Annotated in this window: 16 protein-coding genes; 5 read left to right on the forward strand and 11 right to left on the reverse strand. The window is 37.6% G+C overall.

Annotated features, from left to right (window positions below; translation table 11 throughout):
- The first annotated feature begins 6 nt into the window (after positions 1 to 6).
- From M9949_01705 to M9949_01720, 4 genes are read left to right on the forward strand one after another with little or no spacing between them, the layout of a single operon-like run.
- On the forward strand, positions 7 to 459 hold the full coding sequence (locus M9949_01705) for a hypothetical protein (GenBank protein MCO5250118.1): 453 nt from the start codon (positions 7 to 9) through the stop codon (positions 457 to 459).
- On the forward strand, positions 446 to 757 hold the full coding sequence (locus M9949_01710; GenBank protein ID MCO5250119.1) for a hypothetical protein: 312 nt from the start codon (positions 446 to 448) through the stop codon (positions 755 to 757). The genes M9949_01705 and M9949_01710 overlap by 14 nt, the downstream gene beginning before the upstream one ends.
- Positions 758 to 783: 26 nt before the next feature.
- A complete protein-coding gene (locus tag M9949_01715) occupies positions 784 to 1,737 on the forward strand; it encodes an ATP-binding protein (protein ID MCO5250120.1) in 954 nt (317 codons plus the stop codon).
- Positions 1,734 to 2,996 carry a hybrid sensor histidine kinase/response regulator gene (locus M9949_01720; protein MCO5250121.1) on the forward strand — a complete coding sequence of 421 codons (1,263 nt, stop codon included), beginning with the start codon at positions 1,734 to 1,736 and terminating at the stop codon, positions 2,994 to 2,996. Before M9949_01715 ends, M9949_01720 begins: the two co-directional genes overlap by 4 nt.
- 77 nt (positions 2,997 to 3,073) lie before the next feature.
- On the opposite strand, the gene M9949_01725 is transcribed toward M9949_01720, so the two are convergent.
- The gene (locus M9949_01725; protein ID MCO5250122.1) at positions 3,074 to 3,868 is read right to left on the reverse strand and encodes a hypothetical protein; all 795 of its coding nucleotides are present in this window, start codon (positions 3,866 to 3,868) and stop codon (positions 3,074 to 3,076) included.
- A 530-nt stretch (positions 3,869 to 4,398) separates the two neighbouring features.
- Positions 4,399 to 4,776 carry a hypothetical protein gene (locus tag M9949_01730; GenBank protein ID MCO5250123.1) on the reverse strand — a complete coding sequence of 126 codons (378 nt, stop codon included), beginning with the start codon at positions 4,774 to 4,776 and terminating at the stop codon, positions 4,399 to 4,401.
- 495 nt (positions 4,777 to 5,271) lie between these two features.
- On the opposite strand from M9949_01730, the gene M9949_01735 reads away from it, so the two are divergent.
- The gene (locus tag M9949_01735) at positions 5,272 to 5,700 is read left to right on the forward strand and encodes a hypothetical protein (protein ID MCO5250124.1); all 429 of its coding nucleotides are present in this window, start codon (positions 5,272 to 5,274) and stop codon (positions 5,698 to 5,700) included.
- 8 nt (positions 5,701 to 5,708) lie between these two features.
- On the opposite strand, the gene M9949_01740 is transcribed toward M9949_01735, so the two are convergent.
- From M9949_01740 to M9949_01780, 9 genes are all read right to left on the reverse strand, one after another.
- Entirely contained in the window at positions 5,709 to 10,490 is a 4,782-nt protein-coding gene (locus tag M9949_01740) for a phage tail tape measure protein (GenBank protein MCO5250125.1), read from the reverse strand.
- A gap of 178 nt (positions 10,491 to 10,668) precedes the next feature.
- Positions 10,669 to 11,112 carry a hypothetical protein gene (locus tag M9949_01745; GenBank protein ID MCO5250126.1) on the reverse strand — a complete coding sequence of 148 codons (444 nt, stop codon included), beginning with the start codon at positions 11,110 to 11,112 and terminating at the stop codon, positions 10,669 to 10,671.
- Entirely contained in the window at positions 11,109 to 11,684 is a 576-nt protein-coding gene (locus tag M9949_01750; GenBank protein MCO5250127.1) for a hypothetical protein, read from the reverse strand. Before M9949_01750 ends, M9949_01745 begins: the two co-directional genes overlap by 4 nt.
- Positions 11,665 to 12,105: a hypothetical protein gene (locus M9949_01755; protein ID MCO5250128.1), complete on the reverse strand. Its 441-nt coding sequence runs from the start codon at positions 12,103 to 12,105 to the stop codon at positions 11,665 to 11,667. The genes M9949_01750 and M9949_01755 overlap by 20 nt, the downstream gene beginning before the upstream one ends.
- Positions 12,106 to 12,114: 9 nt before the next feature.
- Complete coding sequence (locus M9949_01760; protein ID MCO5250129.1) at positions 12,115 to 12,303, reverse strand: hypothetical protein; 189 nt, start codon at positions 12,301 to 12,303, stop codon at positions 12,115 to 12,117.
- Positions 12,300 to 14,771, reverse strand: a complete 2,472-nt coding sequence (locus M9949_01765) for an E3 UFM1-protein ligase 1 (protein ID MCO5250130.1) — start codon at positions 14,769 to 14,771, stop codon at positions 12,300 to 12,302. Before M9949_01765 ends, M9949_01760 begins: the two co-directional genes overlap by 4 nt.
- Positions 14,771 to 15,502: a hypothetical protein gene (locus M9949_01770; GenBank protein MCO5250131.1), complete on the reverse strand. Its 732-nt coding sequence runs from the start codon at positions 15,500 to 15,502 to the stop codon at positions 14,771 to 14,773. The genes M9949_01765 and M9949_01770 overlap by 1 nt, the downstream gene beginning before the upstream one ends.
- Before the next feature lie 63 nt (positions 15,503 to 15,565).
- Positions 15,566 to 16,573, reverse strand: coding sequence for a hypothetical protein (locus tag M9949_01775; protein ID MCO5250132.1), 1,008 nt, complete (start codon positions 16,571 to 16,573; stop codon positions 15,566 to 15,568).
- A partial coding sequence (locus tag M9949_01780; protein ID MCO5250133.1) for a hypothetical protein occupies positions 16,570 to 16,852 on the reverse strand: 283 nt, incomplete at its 5' end. The genes M9949_01780 and M9949_01775, both read right to left, overlap by 4 nt.

The raw sequence follows: 16,852 nt of genomic DNA on the forward strand, positions 1-16,852 counted from the left end.
AAGAAAATGACGAAAGAAATTTTATTAAAAACAGCCGCTCAGCTTCAGCAACCATCAAAAGAAGCAAATAAAGAATTTAGTAAAAACCTCAATGCATTGGTTGAAAAAATGAACCAGATCATGCTTGACCGCGCTGATATTAAAGAGCTCGTTGGTGCAGATAATATTGAAATGATGAAAGATAATCATGCCAATCATGCCCGTTTTATGGAGTCTATGTTTGATAACTTTATACCCGAAGTTTTGGTTGACACTGTTCTGTGGGTTTTCCGGGCTTATCGTTCACGGAATTTTAGTTCCACTTACTGGGCAGCACAATTGAATGCTTGGATGAATATTTACAGTAAGGAATTCTCGGAAAATACCTTTAACGAGATTCAACCTTTTTATAAATGGATGCAAGTGAATATTCCTATATTTAATAAGCTTGCAGAACAAGAAATTGATGCGCCGCTTTAATCGCACTAAAATTTCTATGCACGCAAGTTTATACAAAGAATGGGATAACGTCATCTCAAAGATGAAATTAGCTTCAGAGAATGCAGCTTTGGCTTGGTATTCTTCGGATGGGGTTTTGATTGAAGCCAACGAACTCATGTGCCGTTTACTTGGCTCAACTCAACAAGCCTTTGAACCTACCCGTTTTTTTGTAAATCCTGATTTTTCACAACTAAAAAACTTCACCCCGATAAGAATCAACTATTGTTTAAAGGCTTACTTACTATTGGTAATTTTTCCGATTCCAGCTATGTCCTAAATGCCCAAATTTTCAGGGAAAGCGATATGTATTTTATTTATGCCGAAACCGATTCACTGGCTTTATTCGAGGACAATAAAAAAATGAGCCGGCTCAATCAGCAGATAAATAACCTGCAGAGGCAATTATTAAAAGAAAAATCCAGGCTGGAGAAAACCTTGCAAGAACTTAAAGAAACCCAGCAAATGCTCGTCCAATCGGAAAAGATGAATGCCTTGGGACAAATGGTAGCTGGTATTGCTCACGAAATCAATAATCCCATCGCTTTTGTTACGAATAACCTATATGAGCTTAAAAAATATTCAGATGAAATATTTGAAGCTTTTTCAGAATTGGAAACCAACTTTAATTCTTCTGATAACTTAGCGGCAATAGAAGTTTTACAAAAAGTTAAGAATCAGTATGAATTTGAATACCTGACCGAAGACGTATCGGATATTATTAAAGATTCGCAGGCAGGTGTTGAAAGGGTTAAAATTATAGTTGAAGAATTAAGGAGATTTTCTCGTCTTGATGAATCTGAATTAAAAAGTATTGATTTAATTGAGAATATTCAATCGGTTTTAACAATTGTAAATTCTGAAATTCAAAAAAAGGATATACAATTCAAATTTGAATCTCCTGAAAGTTTGTTTGTCGATTGTTATCCCGGTCAACTGAATCAAGCAGTTCTAAATGTACTTATAAATGCAATTCAAGCTGTAGAAAGAAAAGGAAAAGTATCATTAATAGTCAAGGAGCTAGATGATAGTATTAGTATTTCGGTTGAAGACAATGGTTGTGGAATGAAAGAGGAAGTAATTGAAAAAATATTTGACCCTTTCTTCACTACAAAACCAGTAGGATCAGGTACCGGATTGGGTTTGAGTATAACGTATAAAATAATCAACGACTTGCATAAAGGACAAATTGAAGTAAGTTCAAAAGACAATCAAGGTAGTAACTTGAAATTTATTATTCCAAAAGAGATTTCCAAATGAAAGAATACCAATTAGAAGAAAGTGAAAACAAGTATAATTTGCTTGTCATTGATGATGAAGAAGAAATTACGAAGACATTATTTCGACAGTTTCGCAGAAAATATAATGTTTTTATTGCTAATAGTGCAAATAGCGCATTGTCAATAATGGAAGAAGAAAATATTCAGGTAGTATTAAGTGACCAACGAATGCCGGATATGACAGGTGTTAATTTCTTCAGTAAAATAAAAGACAAATACCCTGATGCATTAAAACTTCTTTTAACAGGTTATTCCGATATTGAAGCTGTTATTGGAGCAATTAATGAAGGTCAGGTTTTTCGATATTTAACAAAACCCTGGAACCCTGCCGAACTGAATTTAGCGATTGAAGAAGCATTTGATAAATATGAGTTAATAACTAAAAACAGACTGCTCATAAGAAAGCTAAAGGAAGCCAAACAATCATTGGAAAATAAAGTAAAGGAACGCACACAAGAACTCGAGAGTGCAAATGCTAATCTTCTTCAATTAAATATTGAAAAAAACAAATATATTGGAATGGCAGCTCACGACCTCAGAAGCCCAATAGGCTCAGCATTTTCCTTCTCTAATTTACTAATAGAAGATTACACTGTTTTTTCACAAAACGAACATGTTGATTTTTTAAAGATCATAAATGAAAGGTGTTTATTTGCTTTAAACTTAATTGAAAATTTTCTTGACGCTTCGAAAATCGAATCCGGTATTTTAGATTTAGATGTTAAAGAAAATGATTATTGCGAATTGGTACAATCTTGCATTTCTCAAAATTCAATTTATGCACAAAAAAAATCACAGCAGATTATTTTTAATAGCGAACAACCAAAAATTAAGTTCTCAGTCGATAGAAATAAAATTGAACAGGTTTTGGATAATTTAATAAGCAACGCTATAAAGTATTCTCATAAAAACAAAAAGATTTGGGTGAGTGTTCGTATTGAGAATAACAATTTAATAACTGAAGTTAAAGATGAAGGTCCAGGAATTCCGGAAAATGAGTTAGACTCTGTATTTGTTGCTTATAAGACAACTACGATTAAATCCACAAACAATGAAAAGTCAACAGGATTGGGGCTTGCCATTGCTAAAAAAATTATTGAAGCACATAAGGGTGAAATATTTGTAAAATCTAAAGAAGGAATAGGCTCAACATTTTATTTTACTTTACCCTTCTCGATAGATAAAAAAGAGAAAATTGAAACTGATTCCGATAGTCAGCATGAGAAAAAACTGAACTAATTGCAGGGTATCAATATAAACTAAAAATAATTATGAGCAAACCAAAAATAGCAGATAGAAAACCTATCGCAACAGAATTAGTAAAAGGACAAGAAAAACAGCCTTTGTGCTCTTTCAAAATCATTCTTAGTTGATTGTAAATTATTGAAATCTTTATTTTTGGTGACTTTCCAGACAAATGTAGGTCTATGATCTGAACTGACTTCTTCTCCAACGCAGGAAAACTTATTTCCGGATTGGTCAAAATAATCACGTCCCGGAGGGTAATCCTTTTTTTTATATCCCAACCTGGAATGATTATTTTTCCCTAAAAAACTGTATTCACCGGTAGAGCAATTGGAGCCATCGGTGATGTACAGCCCGCCATCTTTTAGCTTTGACAGCGTGCAAGTAATACTTGGACGTCTGTTCCACCATGCGTTGCTACCTCCTTCACCCGGACTATCGCCGCGATAAAAGAAAACATCAAGTTCGCTGACAAGGTCACGCAAGGCATATATACCATAACCCCTTCTAAATTTAACACTTACCTGATGTTCAGTATTTTTATCAATATATTTAAATTCCCGTACGCCGGGCTCGATACTCCTATAATTCCAATGTTGGGTAAAATCCGATTCCACAGCACCCTTAATAACACTCTTTTGAAGTTTGTAATTCGAGGGCAGATTAATCAACTCTTTCAATTTCGGGTCTTTTAAATTACGATATTGACATAAATCGGCAAAAATAAACTGATTGACATATGGAGCAAAAAGACTGATAGGGAGCTTTACATCATAACCCGAGCATGGATAAAACAAGACCCCATCCCTAATTTGAGAAATATACTTCTCATCCAAATGAATCTCGTCGCGCATTGTATCAGCCATGTCTGTCAATCTCCATATTTATCTCTGCGTCAAAACTTTTTACGAATATAAGTATTTCAATGTAATATTATGGCATTAGAAATTGGATTTTTATGTGGGGTGAAGAAGTTAGGTGTGAGGGGTTAGTACTTTCAAAAAGGTGATTCAAAAAAAAAAGCCGAGCGTTATGCTCGGCTGTTCTGTGATCCCAAGGGAACTCCTACCCTATTTCTTGAAACTAAATGCCAGACGCCTCGAATCGCTTATATACTCAGGTATGCTCAAATCAGTTATTACCTTAAAATGTCTATTTGACACTAATTTTGCTATATTATTTGACACGTTTTTGACACGTTTTTTGCTGTTTCTAATTCCCCGATATTTGGCGATTTGGCTGTTAAGGTTCGCTTTTTAGGGGTTATACCATATATATAAGGTATAAATTTCTAAAAACCGAATATAAGCGGTTTAAACCGACTAATTTTTACAATCCAAAAAAAGACCCGCCGATTTTCTCGACGGGCTGAGCATATAGGTTTTTTAACCTTTCGCTATTCGAGGTTTCTTAGTTCCTCCGGCATTTTGTCAATTATTGTTTGTTCAAGATTTGTAAAGTATTGTTGAATTTCTTGAAGCTTTTCTTTTTCGTCAACCAAAAGTTCTTGGTCAATAACGAGAGCCAAACTTCTCTGAACAGTAGCAATTCTTTTCAAAGTTGGATTGAATTGCTTTGACAAGCGACGGAACATAGCGAGTTTCTCCATTAGAACCTTATGACCGTTTGGAGCTTTTGTTTCTGGAACATTTGTTTCAGGAACATTTGGAGTTTCAACTTCGATTGAAGTGTTTGGAATTTCTACTTCATTTTGAGTAGTTGAATTGTTTGTAACTTCGTTTGAAGTTTCGGCTGATTTTAATGATTTAGCCATTGTAAAACCTTTAATATAAATTTAAAAAATTTGTTTTGTGTCACCCCACTTTGGAGTGACTTTTTTTTTCCGATTTTCAAAAAACTTTAATTAACTTTCGTTCATTTAACCTGTATCAAAAATAAGGTTTTTATGAATGCTATCCAAGAAATATTCTTGAAAATTCCTGAAAAATTCCTTCGTAAAATGCTCCCATTCTCATAAGTGCGTATTATAATACCCGAATAAAAGAAAAAATTATTCTTATATTTCAAAGAATAATTCTTTAACTTGGAAAAAATATTTGATTAATTTTTGTTTTCAATGGTTACATAATATGTAAAAGCAATTTTCACTCGCTTATACCAAATTCATTTCAAATTTTTCACGATAATCTCAAACCGATTAAGTCTGAAATCAGCACAATTTGAAATTATCAGTTTGCATCATATTTTGTTAATATGTTCAAAATTGCTACTTTTGTTCAAGTTTGTTAATAATCCATCTGGAGCTAAGATGATTAAGGTTTTTCAAAGTTATATTCTACTATCTGTTTTGTTTTTTATGATTTCTTGCGGTTCTGATAATGCCGTAAATCCTGAATATTCCTACATCAGAGGGCTGTATGACATTGATGATTCATACGGGGGCGATTTCTTTGACTTAGATACTGTTGAATACGCTTCATCCGGTCCCGATTATATCAAAGTTGGAAAATACAAATTCGTCGGCGTTTGGGGAGATAGTGCCGATTATGGTAAACATAAATTTATCAGCATTCACAAAACACAACTATTCGGCGGTTTTGATTATACCTTTCAAGTAAAATTTTACTACATCGGCGGTCCCGGTTCGTTTCGCATGGAATTAAGAATCGTAAATGATGACGGTACATTGGAAAAGTCAGGCTATGTGATTGAAGCAATCTCAAGAAAAGATAGATAGCAATCATTTTACGGTCTCGCCCTACTTGCTTGTTTTGCTTTGGTACGTTTCAAACTTAACTCCATATCTGTTCCCGCCAAAGTAGCAGTTAATACTTGGTTCGCTAACAAGTTTTCGATTGAGCGTAACCGTTGCTCGAGTAGCTGATTACTTCCACGTATTGCCGATTGCATAATGCCGATTAACTGCGGGTCAGTTGTCCACCATTCACGATTACGACCACCCAACTTTGAGGCGTCACCTGCTACTAAAGCAGTTGGACCGTCAATACGTCCACCCGATGCAAAACTCAACATACCTTTCAATATCGGTTGAGCTATTTTGCTGACGCCTGCATTCACACCTGCATAGATGGCGGGGGATATTAGCATTTTTGTCAGGGGGTCGCCCGGAGCTAATTTTAACCAATCCAAAACTAAGCTCAAAACGGTTTCGCTGATTTTGGTGCTTAGTGCCTGTGCTGCCATACCAAATACTTTACTGAAATAATCCCTTAGACTTTCAACAGCCGCATCTGCATTACCCGCGATTAATGCCGTTGTCATACTACTTAAAGCATCACCTGCCTCAAACATGGATGTTGACCATATATCAGCATTATTACTGATTACTTCGTTAATTCCTGCTAACTGCTCATTGTACCCTTCAAGTGCTTTTTCATCTACAAGCGAAAGTGGACCCTCATTTCTTTTGCTTTCGAGTATGGCAATACGTTCTTTGATGCCGTCGCTTTCCAACTCTGCTAATTTTAGCTCCTTAACACGAGTTAATTCTAACTCCTTGCCTGACGTAAAATTCAATGCTATGCTACGAGCCTTAGCAAAATCTTCCTCAGCATCTGCACGTTTTTTACGATATTCTTCTTCAATAGCTAATTTGCGTTCTTCGATACTCGCGGTACTTTGTAATTCGAGTCTGCCGTAATCCTCAAGAACTTTTAATTTTTCGTCCTTTTCCTTGTCCAGAGCAGACAAACCGGATTTTTGCTCGGTATCTAAACGTTCATTAGCAAAGTCTGAATAACGTTTGTTGTACTCTGCAAGTCGGGAATTCATTGCATCGAAATTGCCTTCTACATACTTACGTTCTTTTGCATAGAATTCATCTACGAGGCTCAAACGCTTTTCATACATGTCATCCACAATTCCGGCGATGGTGTCGTTCGCGGAACGCTCATTTTGAATAGACTCAATTTGCTTTAGTTTTGCTTCGTTAATCAAAGTGCCGTATTTGGTTTTTACCGTCGCTATTTGCTCGGCAGTTGCATTTTCGCCTAACAAGGATATTTCGCCCTGCATTTTAGATTCCAAGTCAAGCACGGCGTCTTTATGTGATTCTAATTCACGTTTATACTCTTCATGTCTCCTACGAAGTAAACCAAGAACTTCATCGTAATTGTCACCACCCTTGACGCCAATTTCAATTTCTGCTTTTAATGATTCAAGTTGTAAATCCTCTAATTGCCTTGCAATATCCATCGCCTCTTTGTCAATGCTCATATTGATTTCAATGACATTCAGTCCCTTCTCCTCAATATCAAATTTGAAATCTGCTAAGGCTTGATTAATTTCATCTTGCTCAGCTTGGCTAATACGTGCTTTAAATTCAATTGTACCGTCGGCATTTTCAGTAAATTCCCGTTTGAGTGCCAATGCCTTTTTATACTCTGCTTCTTGTTGTTTAGCTACTTCAAGAGTGTTCAATGCTATTTTATATTCATCATAGGCACTTTGTTCACGATTTTGACTAATTGCATCACGGCGAACATCTAACTCATACAATCGTGAGGCATTATCCAATTGCAATTTTTCATTAGCATAAACTCTATTTGCAAAATCTAACCAACTTTCTCCCGGCTCCGGATTGTATCTTTTCAGAGTTGCTTCTTCTAACTTCGAGAGGTTCTTCAACTGTGCATTGCTTTGGCTGTTTTCTTGACGCTGTGCCTTCAATTGTTGGTTTATTGATGCAATTGCTTCTTTGTCACCTTTGCTTTTCGCTTCTCGGAGTTGAAGTTGCAAGTCGAGTTCTTTTGCTAATCCCTCATTAAATGAAGTTGATGCTGCAGCTTTTACACCATCAAAACTTTTGGCAATTTTATCCACTTCTTTGGCTGTTTCCTTCGCCATTTCCACTTGCTTTTTTTGCTCGGTAACAACTTCGGCTGCTTCTTCTTTCGAGATTTTGAATTGCTGACTAACCAACTTTACGGCATCTTCTTCGCTGTAATTCGCATCTATCAATTGTTTATAGTAAGCGGCATGCTCAATTTTTTTGTTTTCTATCGATGCTATTGCAGCCTTCTCAACATCCTTTATGCCTGCAAGGACTTTTTCTTTTTCTATATCATCAAGTTCGCCAAATACCCCTTCGCCGTTGTAAAGCGCCATTTGCATCGCAAGGCTTGCATCTTCCACTTCCTTCGATGTGGCTGCCTTATATATCTCGTCCGTGTAAGATTTTACCTGTTTTTCAACCGCTATACGGGCATCACTCGTGCCGAACAGAAACTCCGTAAATATGGTATCAAAATCAAAGCCTCCCGTTATACCGTCGGTGATTAAATCCTCTAACTCTTCTTTTTTTACATCAACCTCTATTTTTAGCAAACGCCCCGTTAATTCAAATTTCTTGCTTTGCAGTTCATCCATTTTGCTGCCCAAATCGTCAAGTGATTTTGCACCATCGGCACTTGCTTTTTTTAGGTTCGCTAAATTCTCAGCATAGGTTTTGCTGCCGTTTATGACGCCCGGATATGTTTTTGCTAAAGCCAACATCAAATCCCTATTTTCCATAGCCGATTCGCCTTCCAATTCAAAGGCTTCAACGAGTTTATTGCTCGATTCTGCCATTTTTTGCTGTCTCGCAACCATTTCTATTTGAGTGTCGAGTAAACTCGCTTCCGCTTCCACCGCCTCTTGTCTTTCAGCCGCCGATTCATGCATGGCATCTGATAACAACTTAACACCAATTACAAGACCCGCAATTGCGGCTGCTGCTATTACATAAGGATTCGCTAACATTGTCAAATTGAATGCTTTTTGTGCTCCGTCGGCGGCTACCGTTGCAGGGATTAATTTTTTCACGATAGAACTTGCAAAGTCACCAACTCGTTGAATAGCTCCGTCGGGTATCATACGCCCTATACCGGCAAAAGTTGTCACCATAGGTGCTAAACTATTTGCGGAATCCAACAATACAACAGCTTGGTCACCCAATACGCCAAATAGCTTAAATGCCATCGCTTCAACCTGATTCAATATGCCTTGCGTTTGAACACCAATACCTTCATTCGCAATTGCAAACGCCTGTTCAACACTTCCTGCCGATGCACCGATTAACAACAAATCCGAAGCCGCTTTTTTTGCATTGTCACCTGTTTGTGATAATGCAAATTGGATAGCTTCAACACTTGAAAACGTGTTCGCCGCATCAATGCCCATATCGTCCATTGCAACGCCGAGTTTTCGCATAGATTCTTGTAAACCGTCTTTTTGCAACGATTCAATGCTAACTCCGGCTTCTTCCATAACGGTTTTTAACTGAGCTCCCGGCTTCATCAATTCTACGATGGCTTGGCGAATCTGAGTTGTGGCTTGGGCTGTGGGTACACCTTGCTTAGTTAGCGTAGCAATAGCCGCTCCAACTTGGTCAAAACTCACACCTGCCGCCGCCGCTATCGGTACAACATTGGATAATGCAGCATTCAATTCGGGAACAGTTGTTACACCATTTTTTACAGTTCCGAATAAAATATCGGCTGCCTGCTCCGCCGACAAAACATCAGTACCATACGCATTTGTAGCAGCTGCCAAACCTTTGATAGCCGCATTCGTATCTGTCAAACCTGCCACGGCTAATTTTGAGGACTGCTCAATAAATTCCATGCCACCTGCAATATCGGCTACACCATCCACTACATTGATTGCACCTGCCGAAATGGCGTTATAAATACCTTCTGTTACCCCTGCTACCGTATCAGGAACTTTTGTTGCTATACTGATTGCAACGTCCCGGAACTCCTCAAAATTCTCTACTCCGAGCGTACCTATGTTTTTTAGTTGTTTATCAAATTCCTTATAAGGCACTATAAATTGATTGAATGCTTGCGTTACTTGCTGAATACCTTGAGCGGCTAATCCGAATTTCGCCATTTTATCAAAGAAAGTCGCGGGCTGTTCGAGCGTAACACCAAGTTTTTTCAACTCATTTTCGCTCTTTTTGATTTCTTCTTGGAGTTTTTTATATGCTTCGCTACCTTTTTGCCCTGTGACTTCCATTTGTTTAAGGGCGGACTTTTGAGTGTTTAATCCTGATGATACTTTTGCAACCGATTCTTCATATTCTTTTGCCATGCTTTTTATTTCATTCTCGAATTTGTCAGTGTCGATATTATCAAAAGCTTTTTGTAATTCCTCAGTTAATTGGGCGAGATGTTCACCGCTCAATCCTTCCATGCTTTGCTCGAGCTTCGCTAAATCAATATTGTCAATATCTTTTAAGCTCTCCAATAGCATGGCGAATTCCTTCTCGGCTTTTTTCATGTCAATGTCAAGTGTCATATTTGACAAGACATCTTCAATTGATTTGCCGTCAGATTCTAATGATTGAAGTAGAGTGCCGATATTCTTGATTTCACTTTTGAATTTATCTGGACTGAATTTAATTTCGGGAGCGGATTTTTCTAAAACTTTTTGGGTCATAATAGCCAACTCAGCTAATTTCTTTTCATCAGCTCCAAAGTTGACTACAAGGTCTAATATCATTTCAAATTTCTTACTTGCTGCCATTACATTCTCGTATTTATTATATACATTAAAGCACTAAAAGCATCACATAATTTGCAATGCCTGATTTGGTCATACTTTGTTACATCACCTGCTGCTAATAAATCCAGATACCAAATGTCTAAGTTTTCAATCATTTCATCGAGTTTGCCCGGATTGAAGATGTTTTGTTTTAATTCAATTAATCGGAGGTGCTCTTGTTGGGCAATCCTTGCTTGTTCATCATCATCGCCAACTTTAAGTACTCCAGCATCTCGTTCTTGTTTCTTCCTGTACGAAAGAGTTGCGAGAGCTTTTGTTCGCTCCCCGAATTGATAAAAAAATCTTTTACCGCTTCCTCTAATTTTGGGGTTGCTTCTGTGTTCAAATATCTTATCGTTTGATACAGTTCGGTTTCAGCATAGCCACGGTCATATTTTTTGCCTTCTAAGTTAAATATATACCGGCATATTTTCATTTTCCATTCAGCACCACCGCTACGCACCCATTCATCGAGGGTAGGTGGTTCGGATTCTAATTGTAGTTCTCTATAAAGTCCTATTTCTTTTGCGAGTTCGCTTTGCTCGACACATAAATTTTTAAACAGATATTGCAGCTTTTTGCCGTCAAATTCAATTTCTATCATGCTGATATTGTCCTTCTCATTAAGAATTTGTCTGTTCCGCCTGTCGGTGCATCCACGTTGAGCGGTTCATTTGTAAATAAACTTCTTATAATTGTTGTGATTGTTATTAAATATCTTTGCCGTCTTTCAGGGCTTTCTACTTTCATTGTGATATGTGCATTGTTTCGCATATCAATATACGCTCCGCCCGTATTCGCAGGACTACTGTTTATCGCTCTTGCAATTAATGAATTTTCAATTGTCGTTTTATCTCCGGCAGGGAGCAGAGGCCAATTCGGCATACTCCCTAATGATATTACAGCACTTACTGTTTTGTTCACCATGTTATTGACATAAGCAAGCCATGGTTCTTCAAATTTATTATGAGGAACAAATATCTCCGCTTTTACAGTATAAGCTATGGTTCTTGGATTACCTTCATCATCAATGCGAATGACAGGGTCCACTAAGAAGTTACTTTCGGCTTCCAATTGCATAAGTGTCACGGTATTTGTGCCGTCTGCTAATGTTAATGCTCTAATCGGTAACTGTAATATGCTACCTGCTATGTCTTTACGTAATGCCGTTGCCATTCGCTGCCTTTAAATTTAACTTCAATTCCTGCAAATATTTGGATTCATTTATAAGCTCAATCGGCAATACGCCACCACCTGAAACTACATTGATGTAAGTTCCTGTGGCAGTATCTGTCAATAGGTATTTGTGGCTAGATTTCCAGAAGTTGGTTACGAATGAACGTTTTGCTGACGTCATCAACTCGTCGGCTGTTATCACAATATCATATATCTCATCAGTTGAAATGACATGCTCAAAGTTTCTGCCTCTTTTTGTTTTACCTGAAACGGTTTCGGTTTCAACTGTTGGTATATATTTCAATGTGTCAAACTGCATTTGAGCTCCAACTGCACCAACAGGCATAGCAGTTGCAAAATTTGCGTTATAAGCAGTTGGGTCTGCTAAAGGTGTATCACAATATGCGAGTATAATTATCATAGTTCTGTTTCAATCATTAATATAAATAACTAAATAGATAAAAGCGAAGCTGAGAAATCCTATAATAAACAAAAACACTTCCCTTGTATCTTGTTGCCAGATGCTTGGATTAAATTGCATCATAACAAACCCGAAAACGAAGTATATTAAAGCCGAAATGACTATAATAGATGAAATGCTTTGAAGTATTTTTTTCATACAAATTTCCATTTCTTTGGTCGTAAAACAAAACTTGTTAAACTGTCAATCCTTCCTAATATGCAGTAAACATCCTCACTTCCTGTAATTGCTAATAATGGAGAGTGTGAAAGGTTTGTTCCACTTGCATTCGTGCGTAAAAACAAATTCTTTTCTACATACCCTGTAAAATCATAAACTCCGGGCATATTTACACGTCCACCTGTTTGCACCATGATAGTGTCGCCACTTATGCCACTGGCTAATGCAATGCCTAAGTCCGCTCCGGGATATAATGAATTTGCCTCTGCTTTGGCAATAGTGTTATCACTAAGTATCATAACTGCCTCGCCGATTTCAATTTCCGTTACCGGGTCGGTCGTAGCAATGAGGTAACCGCTTTTACCACTATCGGTATTAGTTATAGTGTCATTCTCGTTAACGGGTCCGGCTTGTGGTAATGGAATAAGTTCTGGAATTGTTTCAGGATATCCAAAAGCATAAGCACTTTTATCAATCAACTTTATAGTAGTTTCAGGGTTACTCAAATCCCGTTCAATACCAACAACTACATAATCCCTATCCACGCCAATATCAATAAACACATCATCGGCAAATCTTTTGACTATTTCCGAAAACTGAAATACACTACCTAATGTTAGCTTTTTCCAAGATGCTCCGGTCGCACTTTCGGAATCATTGAATCCGTTCCAATATGGCACTTTGATATTAAGGGCTGTTTCATAAAATTGCTGACCCGTTTTGTAAATCTCGTTAATGTAATCAGCAAGTTTATAAAACACTTTATCCACGCCGTTTATAGTGGCGATAATAGCATGAGCGGTTCTTGTTACAAGTGTTGGTTGTGGCGGTGTAGTTGTTTCGATTCCTTCAGTTTGAATGTAAATACCTGTATGTAGCTGTTTAGGCAAATTAACCTTCGTACTACCATTATCATACATAGGTTCAAAGTCGGTTTCATAGCTCCACCCAATATGGCTACTTTCGCCACGTGCGACGGTATTTAATGGCACATAATCGGCGTTTTTATTTGAGTCACCCCACAAATCTAAGGTTGGAGATATTGAAAGCATCAGTTTTTTGCTATCAATATTCTTTTGCTCTTTAAGTTCTTGTATTTCGTCAACTTTACTTAAATATGCCTCAGAATTGTTTCGCCGTGCCACACCCAAATGAGTTACAACCCAACTAACATCTTTTCCCTCGTCCAATTTGCTCGTAGCTAAAGCGTAGAAATTAGTTCCCCCGTCGCTATCTCGATTACTACTACTATCAAAACTGCTTTCTTCAACATCAACCAAATATGTATATCCGGCTTTAACGATACTTTCACGAGGAACAAATTCAATTGATATTTCGCCAACTGATTCGTAACCAAGAATGAGAAAACAGCCGAAGTCCCTTGCTAATGTAAATAGCAATTCCGACATTGTTTTCAACTTTGTCATGAATGACATATCCATTGTTTCGGATTTGACACTAACAAAATCTATTACACCATCCTCGCCAACCTTATAATCATTGCCTAAACGACTGTCAATCATTGTTTGACTAATTAATACGGGGCTTGTAGTGCTTGTTTTGGCATCTGATAGCTTTAATCTTATTCGACGCTCAAAAGGTAAATAATTCTCTTTGCTAAATGTTAGCATATGGCTGTTTATTGGTGTCGTGGCACGCTCCGAAATATAGCTCGGCAATACATCAATCCCTAAATCACTTTCGGCAAGTGTAAATGATATTGAAATATCATGCTTTTCCTGCAACAAATCACTGCTTAATTCTAACATCTTGTCAAGATATGTCTTGAGATTTATTGTTGGGGAATAATGAATATATCGGTTTGTAGCTCCCCATTCTTGGTATGCTACACGATGTGAAGCATTCATCTTAAACCAAGTATTGAAAAGCGTCTCGTCAAAAAACCGCTCCCTCAAATTATTGATTCTTATGCTTTCCAAATTATAAACATCATCATTTATTTCACATTCGTCAAGCATTGAAACATCAAAGGTGTATGCAGTTAACTTATAACTTCTTTCAGGTCTGATGTTTGGGCTGAAATTTACTCCTCTCCAAGCAATATCTTCACCCGATATTTTAGTGTTCAGTTTACCTACAAATAGCATATTTTCGCTCGTAGGCTCTTCACCAAAAAATAAAGCACAATATCGTACTGCATTAACATTTGTGGCATCTAAGCAGAAATACATTGCTTGTTTATCAGTTTCCGATTTGCAGCTCAGCGAATTGATTTCGAATGTTAGTTCATCAATACCGAATTTCCCATCTTCAAGCTCCAAATCTTGCTTATGCTTTTCAAAGTCATAAATATCAGTATAGATAGTCCCTGCTGGTGCTAATGCGTTTGTCAAGAACAATTCGCTATAAATATTCGAGACGGCAAAACGTATTGCTTGCCGTCCGATATTATGTTCATTGACGCTATGTTCCTGAATTATAAGCATTAAGCGTAGGTATATACATTGTCAGGGGATAAAACGATATCACCTGCTAAGATTGCAGTTGCCTCAGCTTCTGTTATTACAGGCGAAACAATATTTGTTGCTTTACCTTTCCAAGCTATATTGGCATAAGTAATACCACCGACACCGGAAATAGCTCCTACTTCAAGTGCTTCCGTGCCAATTGGATTCTTATAAGATACAAATTCAAGTGAGATTGAAGAAGCATTTGCACCTGCTTGGAAATCAATATCATTATTGAGTTTGCATAACATTCTCGCCCAACCGTCAACCTTTGGAGTTCCTGCTGACTTACCTGCCCAAGTGAAACCTGTGGCAATCGAAATAAGGAATAATGAATCGGCATTGTCTTTGAGACTTTTTAACCAAGCTGTGTATGAGTTAATTGATGTTGGCAAAGGTGCTTCATTGTTGGTAAATACGATTTTACCTTTGCCGGTTGCATCGCTGGAATCTTCAGCTGGTGTAATATCGGTTTCGTCACGTCCATCCAAAACAAGCGATTCCTGTGGGAATCGGATTATCCCGCCGTCACTTCTGTTTAGGTCGTTATTATTACCTGATGAAGCCGCCGCATCTGCTCTTGGCATTGTGATTTGTACGTTTTGCAAGTTGTCGAAAGTATAAAGTAATGATAAAACCCCCGCACTTGCTTTGTGGATATACGCAAATGGCGCACCGTTTACGATAATTCTTTTATCCATAGTTGGCATGATAAATTCTCCTTAGAAATAATTAATAATAAATTGCTAAATGCCTTATTTATATTGAATGCTTTAGTATATTCTTTTTAAAATAATGCGAGTTGTTGCCTTTACTTCTGCGTTCCCCACAAGGGAAGTCACTTTGTGCTGTAATTTAATTGTGCTTGTAACTGAACCGCCGTATAGAATGCCAAAATATATTTTTGGTATTGGAGGGTCTTCGTCATCTAAACCCGCGAATACAACTTCATTAAGTAAATTCACATTGTATTTGAGCTTGTTTTCAGAGCCGCTGTATGGCATATAGAAATTCCGAGTGTTTGTTCCGTACATCTCAGTAATTGCTTCGCTTGGCGTGAACTTGAATGTATATTCCATTCCATTCGCTAAAGGACCCGCTTGGGGAAACATATAAAACTCAAAACTGTATAGCTCCAATGCCCCAACATCAAACACTATATTATTGTCGTCATGCCATATGCCGTCGTTCGGAACTATTTGGTCATTCGGCTTAAAATGGTATTTGTTATCAGACAACCCTACCCATCGCCACCCTTGCCAAAAATAGAAACCACTACCCATTCTAACAACTCGCCCTGCATGAGCCTCTGTTAAGCCTGTCGGCAAAGAGGTAACCTTTTCTAAAAGTGCGTTATGAAGTTGCATATTGTTGATATTGAACTTATCGCCATGCAACAAAATCTCACTTTCCGATTGTGGTTCGGCAAGATTTCTGCTTTTTATTTCTATACCACAACTTTCTATGCCTTCCGATGGGCGTTGTGCATCTGCACGGATGCTTACTTGGCTTAAACTTGTTTCTAAATCCGCTCCAAGTTGGGTATTTAGTTGAACGACAGCATTTAGGTGCTTACCTGTGTCATCCATATCAGTATCAACAATCGTTTCCTTATGAGTTCCGCTTATTGTTACCGTAATAGCACTTGTTGCCTCTAATTCATCACCTGAATTGAATCTTAAGGTTTGACCGTTCGTTCCCAATGGTGCATCTGCAACAGGGTCAAGGAACAACGGTTCGCCTGTTTCCGGGTCAACAGCTTGTATTTTTGGTACGCTCATATTCTATGATAATGATGGTTTAACAAAATGTTATCAATTTCTTCTATCGTAGTGGCTTTTTCGATTAAGCCTTTCAATCGCTTGTATTCCAGAATATGCCTTTGAATTACTATTGCGATTCGCTCACATTTATCGTATTTATAAAGTCCAAGAGCCGCATTGATTTGTTGGTGTATTGGTATTTTGCACATCTCAAAACTCATTTGCGAAGCTCTTTTTATTGCGAATGCCCGTTTATCCGAAATCTTGACGTTGTCCTGTATTTCATTCCAAATAGCG

Origin of the sequence: Candidatus Kapaibacterium sp. (assembly GCA_023957315.1) — a bacterium.
Lineage (GTDB): Bacteria > Bacteroidota > Ignavibacteria > Kapaibacteriales > UBA2268 > PGYU01.

Coding starts and splice junctions, on each gene's coding strand:
- M9949_01720 (MCO5250121.1), top strand. CDS start 1,734: ATGAAAGAATACCAATTAGAAGAAAGTGAAAACAAGTATAATTTGCTT.
- M9949_01735 (MCO5250124.1), top strand. CDS start 5,272: ATGATTAAGGTTTTTCAAAGTTATATTCTACTATCTGTTTTGTTTTTT.
- M9949_01765 (MCO5250130.1), bottom strand. CDS start 14,771: ATGCTTATAATTCAGGAACATAGCGTCAATGAACATAATATCGGACGG.
- M9949_01755 (MCO5250128.1), bottom strand. CDS start 12,105: ATGATAATTATACTCGCATATTGTGATACACCTTTAGCAGACCCAACT.
- M9949_01710 (MCO5250119.1), top strand. CDS start 446: ATGCGCCGCTTTAATCGCACTAAAATTTCTATGCACGCAAGTTTATAC.
- M9949_01760 (MCO5250129.1), bottom strand. CDS start 12,303: ATGAAAAAAATACTTCAAAGCATTTCATCTATTATAGTCATTTCGGCT.
- M9949_01705 (MCO5250118.1), top strand. CDS start 7: ATGACGAAAGAAATTTTATTAAAAACAGCCGCTCAGCTTCAGCAACCA.
- M9949_01725 (MCO5250122.1), bottom strand. CDS start 3,868: ATGGCTGATACAATGCGCGACGAGATTCATTTGGATGAGAAGTATATT.
- M9949_01715 (MCO5250120.1), top strand. CDS start 784: ATGTATTTTATTTATGCCGAAACCGATTCACTGGCTTTATTCGAGGAC.
- M9949_01775 (MCO5250132.1), bottom strand. CDS start 16,573: ATGAGCGTACCAAAAATACAAGCTGTTGACCCGGAAACAGGCGAACCG.
- M9949_01740 (MCO5250125.1), bottom strand. CDS start 10,490: ATGGCAGCAAGTAAGAAATTTGAAATGATATTAGACCTTGTAGTCAAC.
- M9949_01745 (MCO5250126.1), bottom strand. CDS start 11,112: ATGATAGAAATTGAATTTGACGGCAAAAAGCTGCAATATCTGTTTAAA.
- M9949_01750 (MCO5250127.1), bottom strand. CDS start 11,684: ATGGCAACGGCATTACGTAAAGACATAGCAGGTAGCATATTACAGTTA.
- M9949_01730 (MCO5250123.1), bottom strand. CDS start 4,776: ATGGCTAAATCATTAAAATCAGCCGAAACTTCAAACGAAGTTACAAAC.
- M9949_01770 (MCO5250131.1), bottom strand. CDS start 15,502: ATGCCAACTATGGATAAAAGAATTATCGTAAACGGTGCGCCATTTGCG.